The sequence below is a fragment of the Burkholderia territorii genome (assembly GCF_001718335.1).
Classification (GTDB): domain Bacteria; phylum Pseudomonadota; class Gammaproteobacteria; order Burkholderiales; family Burkholderiaceae; genus Burkholderia; species Burkholderia territorii.
The window spans coordinates 2,805,680-2,821,286 of sequence record NZ_CP013366.1; the positions used below are offsets into that span (position 1 = coordinate 2,805,680).

Genomic DNA, 15,607 nt, shown 5'->3' on the forward strand with positions numbered 1-15,607 from the left:
GCCGCCGATATTTGACATGGGGGCCCGCACTATTTTGGAGGGCTATAAAACCGGGAAACCTCACTCCAGCGGCGTTTCCCGATGATCGACACCCTGCTTCATGCCGAAATGGCATATCGAACCAGCAAAGAACGGAATAGAACCCAGCGCTCTTGTTGCGAGTTTGCATTCCGCATAACTTCGTATCACCTCGAAAACAAGATCATGGAGTGAGACAGATGCAATCGAACACGGTCCATCCGTGCGATGAGGTGTTGCCGACCGGCAAGCTTGTAACGCTTGGTCTGCAGCACGTCCTCGTCATGTACGCCGGCGCCGTCGCCGTGCCGCTTATCGTCGGCGGCGCGCTGAAGCTGCCGAAAGACCAGATCGCGTTCCTGATCAGCGCCGATCTGTTTTCGTGCGGCATCGCCACGCTGATCCAGACGCTCGGCCTGTGGATCTTCGGCATCCGCCTGCCCGTGATCATGGGCTGCACGTTCGCGGCCGTCGGCCCGATGATCGCGATCGGCACCAACCCCGGCCTCGGCATTCTCGACATCTTCGGCTCGACCATCGCGGCCGGCATCATCGGCATCGTGCTCGCGCCGATGATCGGCAAGCTGTTGCGGTTCTTCCCGCCGGTCGTCGTCGGCACCGTGATCGCGGTGATCGGGCTGTCGCTGATGGAAGTCGGGATCAACTGGGCAGCGGGCGGCGTCGGCAATCCGGAATACGGCAGCCCCGTCTATCTCGGCCTGTCGCTGCTCGTGCTCACGCTGATCCTGCTGATCAACAAGTACGGGCGCGGCTTCATCGCGAACATCTCGGTGCTGCTCGGCATCGTCGCCGGCTTCGTGATCGCGTTCGCGATCGGCCGCGTCAATACCGACGGCGTCGCGCACGCACCCTGGGTCGGCTTCGTGATGCCGTTCCACTTCGGCCTGCCGCACTTCGACCCGCTGTCTATCGCGACGATGGTCACCGTGATGTTCGTCACGTTCATCGAATCGACCGGCATGTTCCTCGCGGTCGGCGACATGGTCGATCGTCCCGTCAACCAGGAGCGCCTCGTGCGCGGCCTGCGCGTCGACGGCCTCGGCACGCTGATCGGCGGCATCTTCAACTCGTTCCCGCATACGTCGTTCTCGCAGAACGTCGGCCTGATCGGCGTGACGGGCGTGAAGAGCCGGTTCGTCTGCGCGACGGGCGGCGTGATCCTCGTGCTGCTCGGCCTGTTCCCCAAGATGGCGCAAGTCGTCGCATCGGTGCCGCCGTTCGTGCTCGGCGGCGCGGGCATCGTGATGTTCGGGATGGTGGCCGCGAACGGCATCAAGGTGCTGTCGAAGGTCGACTTCGTGAACAACTCGCACAACCTGTTCATCGTCGCCGTCAGCGTCGGGATGGGCCTCGTGCCGGTCGTGTCGCCGCACTTCTTCTCGAAGCTGCCGCCCGCGCTCGCCCCGATCCTGCACAGCGGCATCCTGCTCGCGTCGGCCACCTCGGTGATCCTGAACATCGTGTTCAACGGCGTGAAGGGCGAGAAGGACGCGCGTTGCGAAATCCGCCGCGCGGGGCACGACTTCGACGGACGCCCGGCCGACGTGCATCATTGACCGATCCGCGCCGGATGCGCCGGCGTGCGGCGCAACAAGGTCGCAGGTAGAAGAAAGACGCCACGGCTTGCCGTGGCGTTTTGCTTCGTGGCAAGCGATCGGGCGACGATCGCGCCGACGCCCGGTGATGACGATCCGCGGGGCGCTGCCAATCGAACCGGCGCAAAAAAACGCCACGGACTTTCGTCCGTGGCGTTGTCGTATCGCGGGTACCGCGACCTCGACGGACCGGCGCGGTCGCCCGCGCCTGCCCATCTTCGTGCTTACCCGTTCGTCGCTGCTGCCGACGCCGGTGCCGGCGCGGCCGCCTTGTCGTAGTCGGCCGTTTCGTCCGGCGCGCGCGGCGTCTCCCCTGCACGCTGGATCCAGCCGCCGCCCAGTGCGCGGTACAGCGTGACCAGGTTCGTCCAGCGCGCCAGGCGCGCGCTGATCAGCGATTGCTGCGCCGAGTACAGATCGGTTTGCGCGGTCAGCACCGACAGGTAGCTGTCGACGCCGTTCTTGTAGCGCAGGTCCGACAGGTCGAAGCGACGCTGCTGCGCGTGCTCGTTGCGCTCGAGCGCGGCGATCTGCTGGTCGTACGTGCCGCGTGCAGCCAGCCCGTCCGACACTTCGCGGAACGCCGACTGGATCGCCTTCTCGTAGTTGGCGATCTCGATGCGCTTCTGCACGTTCGCGAGATTCAGGTTCGCGATGTTCTGCCCGCCTTCGAAGATCGGCATCGTGATCTGCGGCGCGAACGACCACGCCGCCGTGCCGGCCTTGAACAGCCCGCCGAGCGTCGGGCTGCCGGTGCCGAACGCGCCCGTCAGCGAGATACGCGGGAAGAACGCCGCGCGTGCCGCGCCGATGTTCGCGTTCGCGGCCAGCAGCGTCTGCTCGGCCTGCATCACGTCCGGCCGACGCGTCAGCAGGTCCGACGGCAGACCGGCCGGCACGTCCGTCAGCAGGTTCTGCGCATCGAGCGGCATGCCGGGCGGCAGGTCGTCCGGCAGCGGCTCGCCGATCAGCAGCACCAGCGCGTTCAGTGCCTGCGCACGCGCACGCGCCTGAGCCTGCTGGTTCGCGAGCGCCGTCTCGACGACCGTCTGCGCCTGACGCAGCTCGAGCTCGGAGCCCGTGCCGTTGTCGAACTGCAGCTTCGTCAGGTCGTACGACGCCTGTGCCGTCTTCAGCGTGTTCTCCGTGACCTTCAGCAGGTCGTCGGTGGACAGCAGCGTCAGGTACTGGTCCGCGACCTGCGACACGAGCGAGATCTCGGCAGCCTGCCGCGCATACGACGTCGACAGGTATTGCGCGAGCGCCTGGTCCTTCAGGCTCTGCACGCGACCGAACAGGTCGAGTTCCCACGACGCCGAAACGCCGACGTTGTAGGCGCGCGAGATATACGGCGCACCGGTCTGCGACAGGCCCTGCGGCACGCGCTGGATGTTGCCCGTGCCCGTGCCGTCGAGCGTCGGGAACAGGCCCGCGCGCGTGATCTGGTACTGCGCGCGCGCCGCCTCGATGTTCAGCACCGACACGCGCAGGTCGCGGTTGTTCTTCAGCGCGATCTCGATCAGCCGCTGCAGGCGCGGATCGACGAAGAATTCGCGCCAGCCGATGGCGGTCGCCGCCTGGCCGTTCGCGCTGCGCGCGCCGGCAGCGCCCGGCTGCGTCGCATAGACGCCGCCGGCCGGGTACGCCTGCGCGACGGGCGCATCGGGCCGCGTGTAATGCGGCGCCAGCGTGCAGCCCGTGGCAAGGAGCGCGACCGCGATTGCAGTCAAAGCGTGTTTTTGCATCATCACTGTCCCTTGTTGCCTTCGTCGCCGTTGCCCGGCTTCTCTTCGTGGTGCGAGTGCTCCTGAGCCAGGCGCAGCGCCTCGTCGACGTCTTCCTTCTCGCCGCTGAAGATCGCGCGGATCTTCACGAAGAACATCGGGATCATGAAGATCGCGAGGAACGTCGCCGTGATCATCCCGCCGATCACGCCCGTACCGATTGCGTGCTGGCTCGCCGAACCCGCGCCGTTGCTGATCGCGAGCGGCATCACGCCGAGAATGAACGCGAGCGACGTCATCAGGATCGGACGCAGCCGCAGGCGCGCCGCTTCCAGCGCGGCCTCGATCGGGCCCATCTTCTCCGTCATCTGCAGTTCGCGCGCGAACTCCACGATCAGGATCGCGTTCTTCGCGGACAAGCCCACGGTGGTCAGCAGGCCGACCTGGAAGAACACGTCGTTCTCGAGGCCGCGCATCGTCGCCGCGAGCAGTGCGCCGATCACGCCGAGCGGCACCACCATGATCACCGAGAACGGGATCGACCAGCTTTCATACAGCGCCGCGAGACACAGGAACACGACGAGGATCGAGATCGCATAGAGGATCGGCGCCTGCGAACCGGACTGGATTTCCTGGAACGACAGGCCCGTCCACGAATAGCCGATACCGACCGGCAGCTTCTTCGCGAGCCCTTCCATCGCCGTCATCGCCTGGCCGGTCGACTTGCCCGGCGCGGCCTGACCCTGGATTTCCATCGCCGACACGCCGTTGTAGCGCTCGAGCTTCGGCGAACCGTACGTCCAGTGACCGGTCGCGAACGCGCTGAACGGCACCATCCCGCCCGAGCCGTTGCGCACGTACCAGATGTTCATGTCCTCCGGCGTCATCCGGAACGGCGCGTCGGCCTGCACGTACACCTTCTTGATCCGGCCGTCGGTGTCGAGGAAGTTGTTCACGTACTTCGACGCCCACGCGATCGAGAACGTCTGGTCGATCGCATCCGCCGTCACGCCGAGCGCATTCGCCTTCTCGCGGTCGATGTCGACCTTGTACTGCGGCGTATCGTTCAGGCCGTTCGGGCGCACGCCCTGCAGCGTCGGATCCTTCGCGGCCATCCCGAGCAACTGGTTACGCGCGGCCATCAGCGCGTCGTGGCCGAGACCGGCGTTGTCCGTCAGCTCGAAGTCGAAGCCCGCGGCCGTACCGAGTTCGGGAATCGACGGCGGGTTGAACGGGATCACGACGGCGTCCTTGTAGCCCGCGTAGCGACCGAACATCCGCCCGATCAGCGCCTGGACCTTCTGGTTCGCATGCTGACGCTGCGAATAGTCCTTCAGCTTCACGAACACGAGACCGGAGTTCTGGCCGCGGCCCGCGAAGCTGAAGCCGTTGACCGTGAACGCCGATTCGACGATTTCCTTCTCGTCCGTCAGCAGGTAGTCGGAGATGTTCGCGAGCGTCTTCGCGGTCGTTTCCTGCGTCGAGCCCGACGGCGTCTGCACGATCACGAACATCAGGCCCTGGTCTTCATCCGGCAGGAACGACTTCGGCAGGCGCACGAACAGCAGCCCGACCGCGACGATCACGACGAGATAGATGATGAGCCAGCGGCCCGAGCGCTTGATCACGTGGTGCACGCCGACGTGGTACTTGTCGCGGCTGTTGTTGAACGTGCGGTTGAACCAGCCGAAGAAGCCCTTCTTCTCTTCGTGATGGCCTTGCGGGATCGGCTTGAGGATCGTCGCGCACAGTGCGGGCGTCAGAATCAACGCGACCAGCACCGACAGCACCATCGCCGACACGATCGTCAGCGAGAACTGACGATAGATCGCGCCGACCGAACCGCCGGAGAACGCGACCGGCACGAACACCGCCGACAGCACGAGCGCCACGCCGACGAGTGCGCCGGTGATCTGGCCCATCGCCTTGCGCGTCGCCTCCTTCGGCGACAGGCCCTCTTCCGCCATCACGCGTTCGACGTTCTCGACCACCACGATCGCATCGTCGACCAGCAGGCCGATTGCGAGCACGAGGCCGAACATCGACAGCGTGTTGATCGAGAAGCCCACGAGCGACATGATCGCGAACGTGCCGAGCAGCACCACCGGCACCGCGATCGTCGGGATGATCGTCGCCCGCAGGTTCTGCAGGAACAGATACATCACGAGGAACACGAGCACGATACCTTCGAGCAGCGTCTTGACCACTTCCTCGATCGACAGCTTCACGAACGGCGTCGTGTCGTACGGATACTTCACGACGAGGCCGTGCGGGAAGAACGGTGCGAGCTCGTCGATCTTCGCGCGCACGGCCTTCGCGGTCGCGAGCGCGTTCGCGTTGGTCGCGAGCTGGATACCGAGTGCCGCGGTCGGCTGACCGTTGTACTTCGTGTCGAAGTTGTAGTTTTCGCCGCCGAGGCCGATCTGCGCGACGTCCTTCAGGCGAACCTGCGAGCCGTCCTGGTTGACCTTCAGCAGGATGTTGCCGAACTGCTCGGGCGTCTGCAGCAGCGTCGATTCGGTGATCGTCGCCTGCAGCACGGTGCCCGGCTTGGCCGGCGTGCCGCCGATCTGGCCGCCCGCGATCTGCACGTTCTGCGCGGTGATCGCCGAGCTCACGTCGACCGGCGTGAGGCCGTAGTTCGTCAGGCGGGTCGGGTCGAGCCAGATCCGCATCGCGTACTGCGAACCGAACAGCGTGACGGTACCGACGCCGTTCAGCCGGCTGATCGGATCCTTCACGTGCGACGCCACGAAGTTCGCGAGGTCGTACTTGTTCATGCTGCCGTCTTCGGAGTTGAAGGCGAGCACCAGCAGGAAGCTGCTGCTCGACTTCGTCACCGACAGACCGAGCTGCTGCACGACCTGCGGCAGAACCGGCGTCGCGAGCGACAGCTTGTTCTGCACCTGGACCTGCGCGATGTCGGCGTTGGTGCCCGGCGCGAACGTCAGCGTGATCGTCGCGTTGCCCGAGTCGTCACTGGTCGACGACATGTACAGGAAGTTGTCGAGACCGCTCATCTGCTGCTCGATCACCTGCGTCACCGTGTCTTCCACCGTCTTCGCGGAAGCGCCCGGGTAGTTCGCGGTGATCTGGATCGATGGCGGCGCGATCGTCGGATACTGCGCGATCGGCAGCGTGAAGATCGCCGCGACCCCGGCCAGCATCAGGATGATGGCGATCACCCACGCGAAGATCGGGCGATCGATAAAAAACTTTGCCATGAAACAGGCTCCCTGTTATTGCGCGCTCGAAGCAGCGGCGGCACTCGCCGGCGCGGCGCCCGATGCAGCGGCACCGGACGCGGCGGCGGCGCCGGAACCGGCGGCAGCCGGTGCGGCGGTGGCAGCGGCGGCACCCGATGCGGCACCGGGCGCCGGTGCGAGTTGTGCCTCCACCGACTTCACGGTCGCGCCCGGACGCACCTTCTCGCCGCCCTGCACGATCACGTGGTCGCCCGCCTGCAGACCGCCTTCGACGATCCAGTCCTGACCGCGCATGCCCGCCGTCTTCAGCGGACGCGGCTCGACCTTGTTGTTCGCGTTCACCACCATCGCGATCGCCTGGCCCTTCTGGTCATGCGTGACGCCGATCTGCGGCACGAGGAACGCGTTCTCGTTCACGCCTTCCTCGATCCGCGCGCGCACGAACATCCCCGGCAGCAGCACACGGCCCGGGTTCGGGAAGACCGCGCGGATCGTCACCGAGCCGGTTGCCTGGTCGACCGTCACGTCGGAGAACTGCAGCTTGCCGGCTTCCGAATAGGTCTTGCCGTCCTCGAGGATCAGCGACACCTTCGCCGCGCCCGGGCCGCTCGTCTTCAGACGGCCGCTCTGCACGTCCTGGCGCAGCTTCAGCCCCTCGAGGCTCGATTGCGTGAGGTCCACGTACACGGGGTCGAGCTGCTGCACCGTCGACATCAGCGTCGCCTGGCTCGCCTGCACGTAAGCGCCCGGCGTCACTTGCGAAATGCCGACGCGGCCCGTGATCGGCGAGACCACGTCCGTGTAGCCGAGGTTGATCTGCGCGGTGTCGACCGCCGCCTTGCCGGCCGCGACGTCCGCCGCGGCCTGCCCCTGGGCGGCCACCGCGTTGTCGTAGTCCTGCTTGCTGACCGCGTTCGCGGCCACGAGCACCTTGTAGCGCGCGACGAGCGCGTTCTGCGTGGCGAGGTTCGCCTGCGCCTTCGCGAGCGTCGCCTTCGCGCTGTTCAATGCCGCGATGTACGGCGCCGGATCGATCTTGTACAGACGCTGGCCAGCCTTGACGTCGGTGCCTTCGGTGAATTCACGGCGCAGCACGATGCCGTCGACCCGTGCGCGGACCTGCGCGACCAGGAATGCGCTGGTGCGCCCCGGCAGCTCGCTGAAGACCGGAACGGCTTGCGGCTGGACGGTGACGACGCCGACTTCCGGCGTTTGCGGCGGAGGTGCCGATTCTTTTTTTCCGCATGCAGCCAGGAAAACCGCGGCTGCCGCGACAGTGATCAAGCGGTATGGAACCCGTTCGACGCGCATGGAGCGACCTCTGTGTGTAACCAATGGAATAAGTGCAGCACCCGACGGGAGCGCAACACGGATGCGCCTCGCGGCGCAGATCGAACACCTGAATTACTGGACTGCTGGATACAGCAAGTCGGCACGAGACCTCCATGCCGACGAGATGCCGCGAACTGCGGACTGGTACTTTGGCGGGAATCAGCAGAGTGGGATATTAACTGATTGCCACTTTGGTCATTCGATCGTAGGGTGGTATTGTATATACATTCACGAATGTATGTAAAAAGCCCGCCCGCCCATCGCCGACCGCCAAGTCTTACGAATTATTTCCAGTCGCAAGCATAGCCCGTCCGCACGTCGGCGACGAGGGTTACGGACCCTATATTCATCCACGACAGATTCATTCAGGCCTGCACATGGTCAGACGCACCAAGGAGGAGGCGCTCGAGACGCGCAACCGCATTCTCGACGCCGCCGAGCACGTGTTCTTCGAGAAGGGCGTGTCGCACACGTCGCTCGCGGACATCGCCCAGCACGCCGGCGTGACGCGCGGCGCGATCTACTGGCATTTCGCGAACAAGAGCGAGCTGTTCGACGCGATGTTCGATCGCGTGTTCCTGCCGATCGACGAGCTCAAGCGGATGCCGCTCGACGCGCCCGGCGGCAATCCGCTGGAGAAGATCCGCAAGATCGTGATCTGGTGCCTGCTCGGCGTGCAGCGCGACTCGCAGTTGCGGCGCGTGTTCAGCATCCTGTTCATGAAGTGCGAGTACGTCGCGGACATGGAGCCGCTGCTGCAGCGCAATCGCGCGGGGATGAGCGAGGCGCTGCATGCGATCGATGCCGATCTCGCGGGTGCCGTGCGGCTCAAGCTGCTGCCCGAGCGGCTCGACACATGGCGCGCGACGCTGATGCTGCACACGCTCGTCAGCGGTTTCGTGCGCGACATGCTGATGCTGCCCGACGAGATCGACGCCGAGCAGCACGCGGAACAGCTCGTCGACGGCTGCTTCGACATGATGCGCTACAGCCCGGCGATGCTGAAGACGGGCGACTGACCAACGGCCGCTGCGCCGGCGCATACCGCGCGCCGGGCCATCGCCGGTCGGCCGATGAGGCCACGCGCGGACGGCAGCGCCGCGCTTGCCCCGACGCACCCGGTTCCCCTGTTACCCCCGGTTCTTTCAGGCCGCCTTCGCGCGTTGCGCGCGGGCTCGCCGGTTCGACGCGGCCACCGAGTCGCGCGCCGGCATCGCCGCGCCGCCGAGTCCCGCGATCCACGCATCGGTCGACATCACGGCCGCGAAATTCGACTGAAACACCACCGTGTACGCGCGGTGAATCTCTTCGGCACTCACCGCACCCGCTTCGTTCTCGTACGGCAACGCGCCCGTCGCGTCCGCCAGATACTCGACGGCGAGCCCCGCATGCGCCGCGTGATAGACGGTCGACGCGTTGCAGTTGTGCGTCATGTAGCCGGCGACCGTGAGCGTGTCGATGCCGTGCGCGTCGAGCCATGCGGCGAGATCGGTGCCGGCGAACGAACTGGCCTGCGCCTTTACGATCAGGTGCGCATACGGCCGGTCGGCGACGACCGGATGCAGCGCGACACCGTCCGTGCCCGGCGCAAAGATCGGCGCACCGGCCGGCGCGACGTGCTGGACGACGATCACGGGCACGCCGGCCGCATGCGCGGCATCGATCGCGCGACCGATGTTCGCCAGCGACACGTCGACGGGCGGATATTCGATCGGCAGGTTGCCCGTCACATATTCGTTCTGGACATCGATCACGATCAGCGCACGGCGGGAAGCAGAAGGCAATTTGGCATTCGACATGGCAGGCTCCGGTTTCGGCAGCGCCGCCCCGCTCCGGAACGGGGCGGCCAGCAGCGCGATGCGATGCATTGTCGGATCTCGCCGCGCGGACGGACAGTGGCCCGATAGCCATTCTTCGATAGAATCGGGCCATCGCCATTCGGGAGCCCATCATGCGCGCCGCTGCGTCGTCCGTTGCCGCTGTCCCGACCGTCGTCGCCGTGATCGCGTACGACGGCATCAGTCCGTTTCACCTGTCGGTGCCGTCCGTCGTGTTCGGCAAGGAACGCGATGTGGCCGCGATGCCGGTGTTCGAGTTTCGCGTGTGCTCGGCCGAGCGCGGCCCGCTGTCGACGACGGGCGGCTTCACGATCACCGCGCCTTACGGGCTCGATGCGCTCGACGACGCGGACATCGTCATCGTGCCGTCATGGCGCGATCCCGACGAAGCACCGCCCGACGTGCTGGTCGATGCCGTACGCGCGGCCGCCGCGCGCGGCGCGCAGGTCGTCGGCCTGTGCCTCGGCGCGTACGTGCTCGCGGCGGCCGGGCTGCTCGACGGGCGCCCGGCCACGACGCACTGGGCGTGGGCCGACGACTTCGCGCAGCGCTTTCCGCGCGTGAACCTCGATCCCGACGTGCTGTACGTCGACGACGGCAACCTGATGACGTCGGCCGGCACGGCCGCCGGGCTCGACTGCTGCCTGCACGTCGTGCGCCGGCGCTTCGGCTCGGACGCCGCGAACCAGATCGCGCGCCGTCTCGTGATTCCGCCGCACCGCCAGGGCGGACAGGCGCAATACGTACCGCAGCCGGTTGCCGCGCATCCGCGCGACGAGCGGCTCGCCGGCCTGCTCGACTGGGTACGCGCGCATCTCGACATCGCGCACAGCGTGGATTCGCTCGCCCAGCGCGTGCTGATGAGCCGGCGCACGTTCACGCGCCACTTCCGCCAGGCGACCGGCACGACCGTCACCGCGTGGCTGCAGGCCGAGCGGCTCGCGCGCGCGCAGCATCTGCTGGAAACCACCGGGCATTCGATCGATGCGATCGCGCAGGCGGCCGGCTACGGCTCGAGCGTGTCGCTGCGCCAGCATTTCGCGGGAGCGCTCGGCACGTCGCCATCGGCGTATCGGAGGGAATTTCGCGGCGCCGGGGCCGACGCGCGGGGCTGATGGCCGTCGCGTCGCCGGTGCGCGGCCGGGTGACGCCCGGGCACGCCGACGAGCCGCTCAGGCGCCGTTGATCCAGCGCGCCGCGTACAGCAGCAGCGCGACGAACACGACGATCGCCGCCCACGCCCAGACGGGCAGCGGCCCGGATTCGCGATGATGCACGGCGCTCGCGACGCGGCCGCTCAGCGCACCGCCGAGGTGCGGCGGCAGCGGGCGCTTCGCCGCGGCCAGCAGCGACGCGGGCCGCAGAAACACATGCTGGCGACGGTGCGGGCTCGAACGCGCGCGATTCGGCACGAGACCGTGCTTCGCCTGCACGACCGCGCAGAATTCGCGGAAGAAATCGTCGGTCCACTCATGCAGCGCATTCTCGATCTGCCGTGCCGGCAGTTCGGCGAGCGGCCCGCTCGCGGTCGCCCACACCACGTATTCGATGCGCGTCGCGGCCGCGTCGTCATCGTCCGCCCTCAGCACCAGCTCGACCTGCCCGCGCAGCGCGCCGAGGCCGTCGGCCCGCGCCTTGAAGTTCAGCAGGCGGCGCGGCTGGCCTTCCGCGTCGCCCTGCTCGCTCGCCGAATGCGCACGCACGTCGTAGCGCGCACGCAGCGGCCCGAGCGGCACCGTGATGGTCAGCGCGAATTCGCCGTGCGGGTGCTCCACGAACGATTCGCAATGGTCGAAGCTCGCCCGCAGCAAGGCGAGGTCCTCGAATGCTTCCCGCACGACGGCCGGCGCGAGCGGCACGCGTAACGCGTCGTTCAGTTCCATGATGCCTCCCCGATGAACGCGCGCCGCATCAGGACGTCTCGATGAGACTGTCGACCCGCGCGACGTCGAAGGCGACGTAGTGCGCGAGCGCGAACGCCGTCTCCCCAGGTTCCTCGTAACTCCATGCGGCGTTCTCGATCACGCCGTCTTCGGTCTGCAGGTTGAAATACACGGCACGGCCCCTCAGCGGACAAACCGACGTGACGCTCGACTTCACGAGCCGGTGCATGTTGACGTCGCCGCGCGGCAGGTAATGGATGTCCGGCAGGCCCGTCTCCCGCACGGTCAGCGCACCGTGCGAATCGGCATACGTGATGCCGCGATGGATCACGCGCACGCGATGGCGGTTCGGCACGATTTCGAGGCGAGGGTCGGCAGCGTCGGACATCGTTTCTCCTCCGGTCGGCGGCCCCGGCGGGCAGGCCGGGCGCAGGAAACGAAAAAGCCACGGCACAGGTGCCGTGGCTCTCATTATGGGCGAAACCGCATCCGATTGCGCGGCCTGGCCGCGCCCGCGCGATGCGCTACTGCGCACTCCACTGGAACGCGGCCTTCGCGCCGCCCTTCGCGCCGACCGTGACCGCGCGCGATTCGTCGCTTCCCTGGTACGACGCATGCACGGTGTAGCGCCCGGGCGGCAGCTTCACGAGCATGTACGGGCCGCGCGCGTCCGTCGCCAGCAGCTCGGTGCCCTTGCCGTCGACAATCCGCACATGGACGTCGGCCAGATATTCGCCGCCCTTGCCGGTGAAACGCAGCGCGAGCGGCCACGCCGCTTCGTTGCGCTCGAATGCCGTCGATTGATCCTTGCCGATGCCGCCCGACACGTAGCTGACATCGCCCTGCTGGCTCGCCGCCGGCAGGCCGTCCGATTGTGCGTACGCGCCGGGCGCGGCGACGGCGAAGCCGGCGGCCAGCACCGCGGCGACGGCAAATCGGGACACGTTGCGTAGATATTGCATGGCTCCCTCCTTTCGGGTCGGAACACAGCACCGCGGGCCGACCGCCGGCGGCGCCCGCCCGGGCCGGCGCAGCCGGCCCGCAGCGACCACCGGTCAGCTCAGGTCGACCGGCACGAAGATCTGTGCATTATCGCGCTGGATCAGGAGAGCAAGACTGTTGCCTGCCCCCTTGACCGCGTCGCGCAGCTGCTCGGGGCTCGTGACCGGGCGACCGTTCACCGCGAGGATCACGTCGCCGGGCTGGATGCCCGCGCTGGCTGCCGGGCCGCCCGCCTGCTGCACGATCAGCCCGTGCGACAGGTTGGTGGCGCTGCGCTCCTGCGGCGTCAGCGGACGCACCGCGACACCCAGACGCCCTTGCTCGACGGGGCCGCCGTCGTTCGATGCCAGCTTCGCGTCGGTCATCGCGCCGAGCGTCACGGTGATCGACTTCTTCGCCTTGTCGCGCCACACCTGCAGATCGGCCTTCGAGCCCGGCTTGAGGTTCGCGATCTGCGCGGGCAGCGACGTGGAGTCGGCAACCGGCGAACCGTTGACCGAGAGGATCACGTCGCCCGGCTGCAAGCCCGCTTTCGCGGCCGGGCCGTTCGGGTCGACCGAACTGACGAGCGCGCCGTCCGGCTTCTGCAGGCCGAACGAGCTGGCGAGCGTCTGGTTCAGCCCCTGCACGGCGACGCCGAGGCGGCCGCGGCTCACGTGGCCCGTCTTCACGAGCTCGTCCTTGACCTTGATCGCCTCGTTGATCGGAATCGCGAACGACAGCCCCTGGAAGCCGCCCGTCTGCGAGTAGATCATCGAGTTGATGCCGATCACCTCGCCCTGCAGGTTGAACAGCGGGCCGCCCGAGTTGCCGGGATTGACCGGCACGTCGGTCTGGATGAACGGCGTGTAGTTCTCGTCGGGCAGCGCGCGCGATTTCGCGCTGATGATGCCGGACGTGACCGTGTTGTCGAAGCCGTACGGCGAACCGATCGCGACGACCCACTGGCCGACCTTGCTCTGCGCCGGGTCGCCGATCTTCACGGTCGGCAGGCCGCTCGCGTCGATCTTCAGCACCGCGACGTCGGACTGCTTGTCGGAGCCGACGACCTTCGCCTTGTACTCGCGCTTGTCGGTCAGCTTGACCGTGACGACGTTCGCGCCGTCGATCACGTGCGCGTTGGTGAGGATGTACCCGTCCGCGCTGACGATGAATCCCGAACCGAGGCTCGCGCTCGGCTGGTCGTCCGGCTGGGTGTCGCCGCCCATGCCCGGCACCTGGCCGTAGAAGTGCTTGAAGAACTGGTAGAACGGATCGCTCGGATCCATCGGCAGCTGCGGCTGCGGCACGCGCCGCGACACCTGCTTCACGACGTGCTTCGCGCTGATGTTCACGACCGCCGGGCCATAGGTTTCGACCAGCCCGGAGAAATCGGGAATGCCGGTCTTCGCCGCGGCTTCGGCCGGCATCAGCGCCGCGGCCTGCGCGGGCGTGATGATCTGCGGATCGGCACGGCGGGTGCCCGCGACGTAGCCGGCGGACAGGGCGGCCGCCACGGCGACCGCGACGGCGCCGCGCGCAAGGAATCGGGTGTTCATCGTAGGACCTCCTCGTTGTTAGGACGCAGCGTATCGACCCTGACTTAAAGGAGGCTTAATCAACCTTAAACGAGGCTTAGGCCGTCGCCCGCGCCGTTCGTCATACCGATTCGGACGCCTCCGGCACGGGCGCCGGCGTCTCGGCGTCGCGGAACACGACGCTCACGAGCAGGCCGCCCGCGGCCGCGTCGCCGAGCGTTACCGTCGCGCCCTGCTGCGCCGCGACGCGCTTGACGATCGCCAGCCCGAGCCCGCTGCCCGACACGTCGGCGCGCGCGCGCGCGGAGCTGTCGCGGTAGAAGCGGTCGAACACGCGCTCGCGCTCGTCGGCCGGGATGCCGGGGCCGCTGTCGCCGATCTGCACGCAGATGCGGCCGGCCGCGTCGCGCGTCAGCGACACGTCGATGCGGCCGCCGTCCGGCGTGTACTTCACCGCGTTGTCGAGCAGGTTGCCGAACATCACGCGCAGCGCGCCGACGTCCGCGACGACGGTCGCCGCGTGGCTGTCCTCGAAGCCGAGATCGATGCTGTGCCGTTGCGCGAGCGGTGCATACGCGGCCACGCATTCGACCAGCAGCGCCTGCAGGTCGACCGGCTCGCGCATCGTCGCGCCGTCCGGTTCGGCGCGCGCCAGCGCGAGCAACTGCTCGGCGAGGCGCGTCGCGCGCGTGACGCCGTCCTGCAGATCGGCGAGCGCCTCGCGGCGCGACGTGTCGTCCTTCGCGCGCGCGACGAGCTGCGCCTGGATCTGCACGGCCGCGAGCGGCGTGCGCAGCTCGTGCGCGGCATCGGCGACGAAGGCCTTCTGCGTATCGAGCGCCGCCGACAGCCGCGCGAGCAGCCCGTTCAGCGCGCGCACGAGCGGCTGCACCTCGAGCGGCAGGCGCGCATCGGGCAACGGATCGAGCGCTTCGGGCCGGCGCGCCTCGACCGCGTGCGTCACGCGGCCGAGCGGCGCGAGCCCGCGCCCGACGATCATCCACACCGCCGCGCCGAGGAACGGCAGCAGCACGATCAACGGCCACAGCGTGCGCAGCGCCACGTTCGCCGCGAGCCGGTTGCGCACCGACAGCGGCTGCGCGAGCTGCACGACGTTGTCGCCGACGATCGCGCCGTACACGCGCCATTCACCGCGATCGGTGCGCTCGGTCGAGAAGCCGAGCTCCGCGCGCGGCGCGATCGGCGCGCGCGGATGCGAGAAGTACATCAGCACGCCGTTGCGGTTCCAGATCTGGATCACGATGCCTTCGTCGCCGTTGGTGCGCGAACCGAACACCTGCGAGAACGGCTCGGACGGCAGCGCCGCCGCGATTTCCTGCAGCTGGTAGTCGAACAGCTCGTTCGCCTCGGCGAGCGCCTGCCGGTAGATGAGCCAGCCCGCGGCGCCCACGCCCGCGACGACGATCGCGAGCAGCCAGATCAGCAATTGATGACGAATCGACCTCACGCG

The 15,607-nt window shown here is 67.6% G+C and carries 12 protein-coding genes; 3 read left to right on the forward strand and 9 right to left on the reverse strand.

Annotation, left to right across the window (positions count from 1 at the left end):
- Positions 1-218 precede the first annotated feature (218 nt).
- On the forward strand, positions 219-1,595 hold the full coding sequence (locus tag WS51_RS23470) for a nucleobase:cation symporter-2 family protein (RefSeq protein WP_059540568.1): 1,377 nt from the start codon (positions 219-221) through the stop codon (positions 1,593-1,595).
- Between the two features lie 263 nt (positions 1,596-1,858).
- On the opposite strand, the gene WS51_RS23475 is transcribed toward WS51_RS23470, so the two are convergent.
- Genes WS51_RS23475 through WS51_RS23485 form a run of 3 tightly spaced genes read right to left on the reverse strand, consistent with a single transcriptional unit; the run spans position 1,859 to position 7,875 of the window.
- Positions 1,859-3,382: an efflux transporter outer membrane subunit gene (locus tag WS51_RS23475; RefSeq protein WP_069229835.1), complete on the reverse strand. Its 1,524-nt coding sequence runs from the start codon at positions 3,380-3,382 to the stop codon at positions 1,859-1,861.
- A complete protein-coding gene (gene bpeB / locus WS51_RS23480; RefSeq protein WP_059506782.1) occupies positions 3,382-6,582 on the reverse strand; it encodes an efflux RND transporter permease BpeB in 3,201 nt (1,066 codons plus the stop codon). The genes WS51_RS23475 and bpeB overlap by 1 nt, the downstream gene beginning before the upstream one ends.
- 15 nt (positions 6,583-6,597) lie before the next feature.
- Positions 6,598-7,875 (reverse strand): efflux RND transporter periplasmic adaptor subunit, encoded by a 1,278-nt coding sequence (locus WS51_RS23485; protein WP_059506783.1) that lies wholly within the window; start codon positions 7,873-7,875, stop codon positions 6,598-6,600.
- Between the two features lie 398 nt (positions 7,876-8,273).
- On the opposite strand from WS51_RS23485, the gene WS51_RS23490 reads away from it, so the two are divergent.
- On the forward strand, positions 8,274-8,915 hold the full coding sequence (locus WS51_RS23490) for a TetR family transcriptional regulator (protein ID WP_059447760.1): 642 nt from the start codon (positions 8,274-8,276) through the stop codon (positions 8,913-8,915).
- 126 nt (positions 8,916-9,041) lie between these two features.
- Here WS51_RS23490 and WS51_RS23495 read toward each other — a convergent pair whose 3' ends face one another.
- The gene (locus tag WS51_RS23495; protein ID WP_059773179.1) at positions 9,042-9,695 is read right to left on the reverse strand and encodes a cysteine hydrolase family protein; all 654 of its coding nucleotides are present in this window, start codon (positions 9,693-9,695) and stop codon (positions 9,042-9,044) included.
- A 152-nt stretch (positions 9,696-9,847) separates the two neighbouring features.
- Here WS51_RS23495 and WS51_RS23500 point away from each other — a divergent pair, with 152 nt between their 5' ends.
- A complete protein-coding gene (locus WS51_RS23500; RefSeq protein WP_069229836.1) occupies positions 9,848-10,849 on the forward strand; it encodes a helix-turn-helix domain-containing protein in 1,002 nt (333 codons plus the stop codon).
- A 57-nt stretch (positions 10,850-10,906) separates the two neighbouring features.
- Here WS51_RS23500 and WS51_RS23505 read toward each other — a convergent pair whose 3' ends face one another.
- The 5 genes from WS51_RS23505 to WS51_RS23525 all read right to left on the reverse strand — a co-directional run bounded on the left by WS51_RS23505 (position 10,907) and on the right by WS51_RS23525 (position 15,604).
- Positions 10,907-11,617 (reverse strand): CoxG family protein, encoded by a 711-nt coding sequence (locus tag WS51_RS23505; protein WP_059447763.1) that lies wholly within the window; start codon positions 11,615-11,617, stop codon positions 10,907-10,909.
- Between the two features lie 28 nt (positions 11,618-11,645).
- Entirely contained in the window at positions 11,646-12,005 is a 360-nt protein-coding gene (locus WS51_RS23510; RefSeq protein WP_059506785.1) for a DUF427 domain-containing protein, read from the reverse strand.
- Between the two features lie 136 nt (positions 12,006-12,141).
- A complete protein-coding gene (locus tag WS51_RS23515) occupies positions 12,142-12,579 on the reverse strand; it encodes a carboxypeptidase-like regulatory domain-containing protein (protein ID WP_069229837.1) in 438 nt (145 codons plus the stop codon).
- Between the two features lie 93 nt (positions 12,580-12,672).
- Positions 12,673-14,157 carry a DegQ family serine endoprotease gene (locus WS51_RS23520; RefSeq protein WP_059447766.1) on the reverse strand — a complete coding sequence of 495 codons (1,485 nt, stop codon included), beginning with the start codon at positions 14,155-14,157 and terminating at the stop codon, positions 12,673-12,675.
- 100 nt (positions 14,158-14,257) lie between these two features.
- Positions 14,258-15,604: an ATP-binding protein gene (locus WS51_RS23525; RefSeq protein WP_059447767.1), complete on the reverse strand. Its 1,347-nt coding sequence runs from the start codon at positions 15,602-15,604 to the stop codon at positions 14,258-14,260.
- Positions 15,605-15,607: the final 3 nt, after the last annotated feature.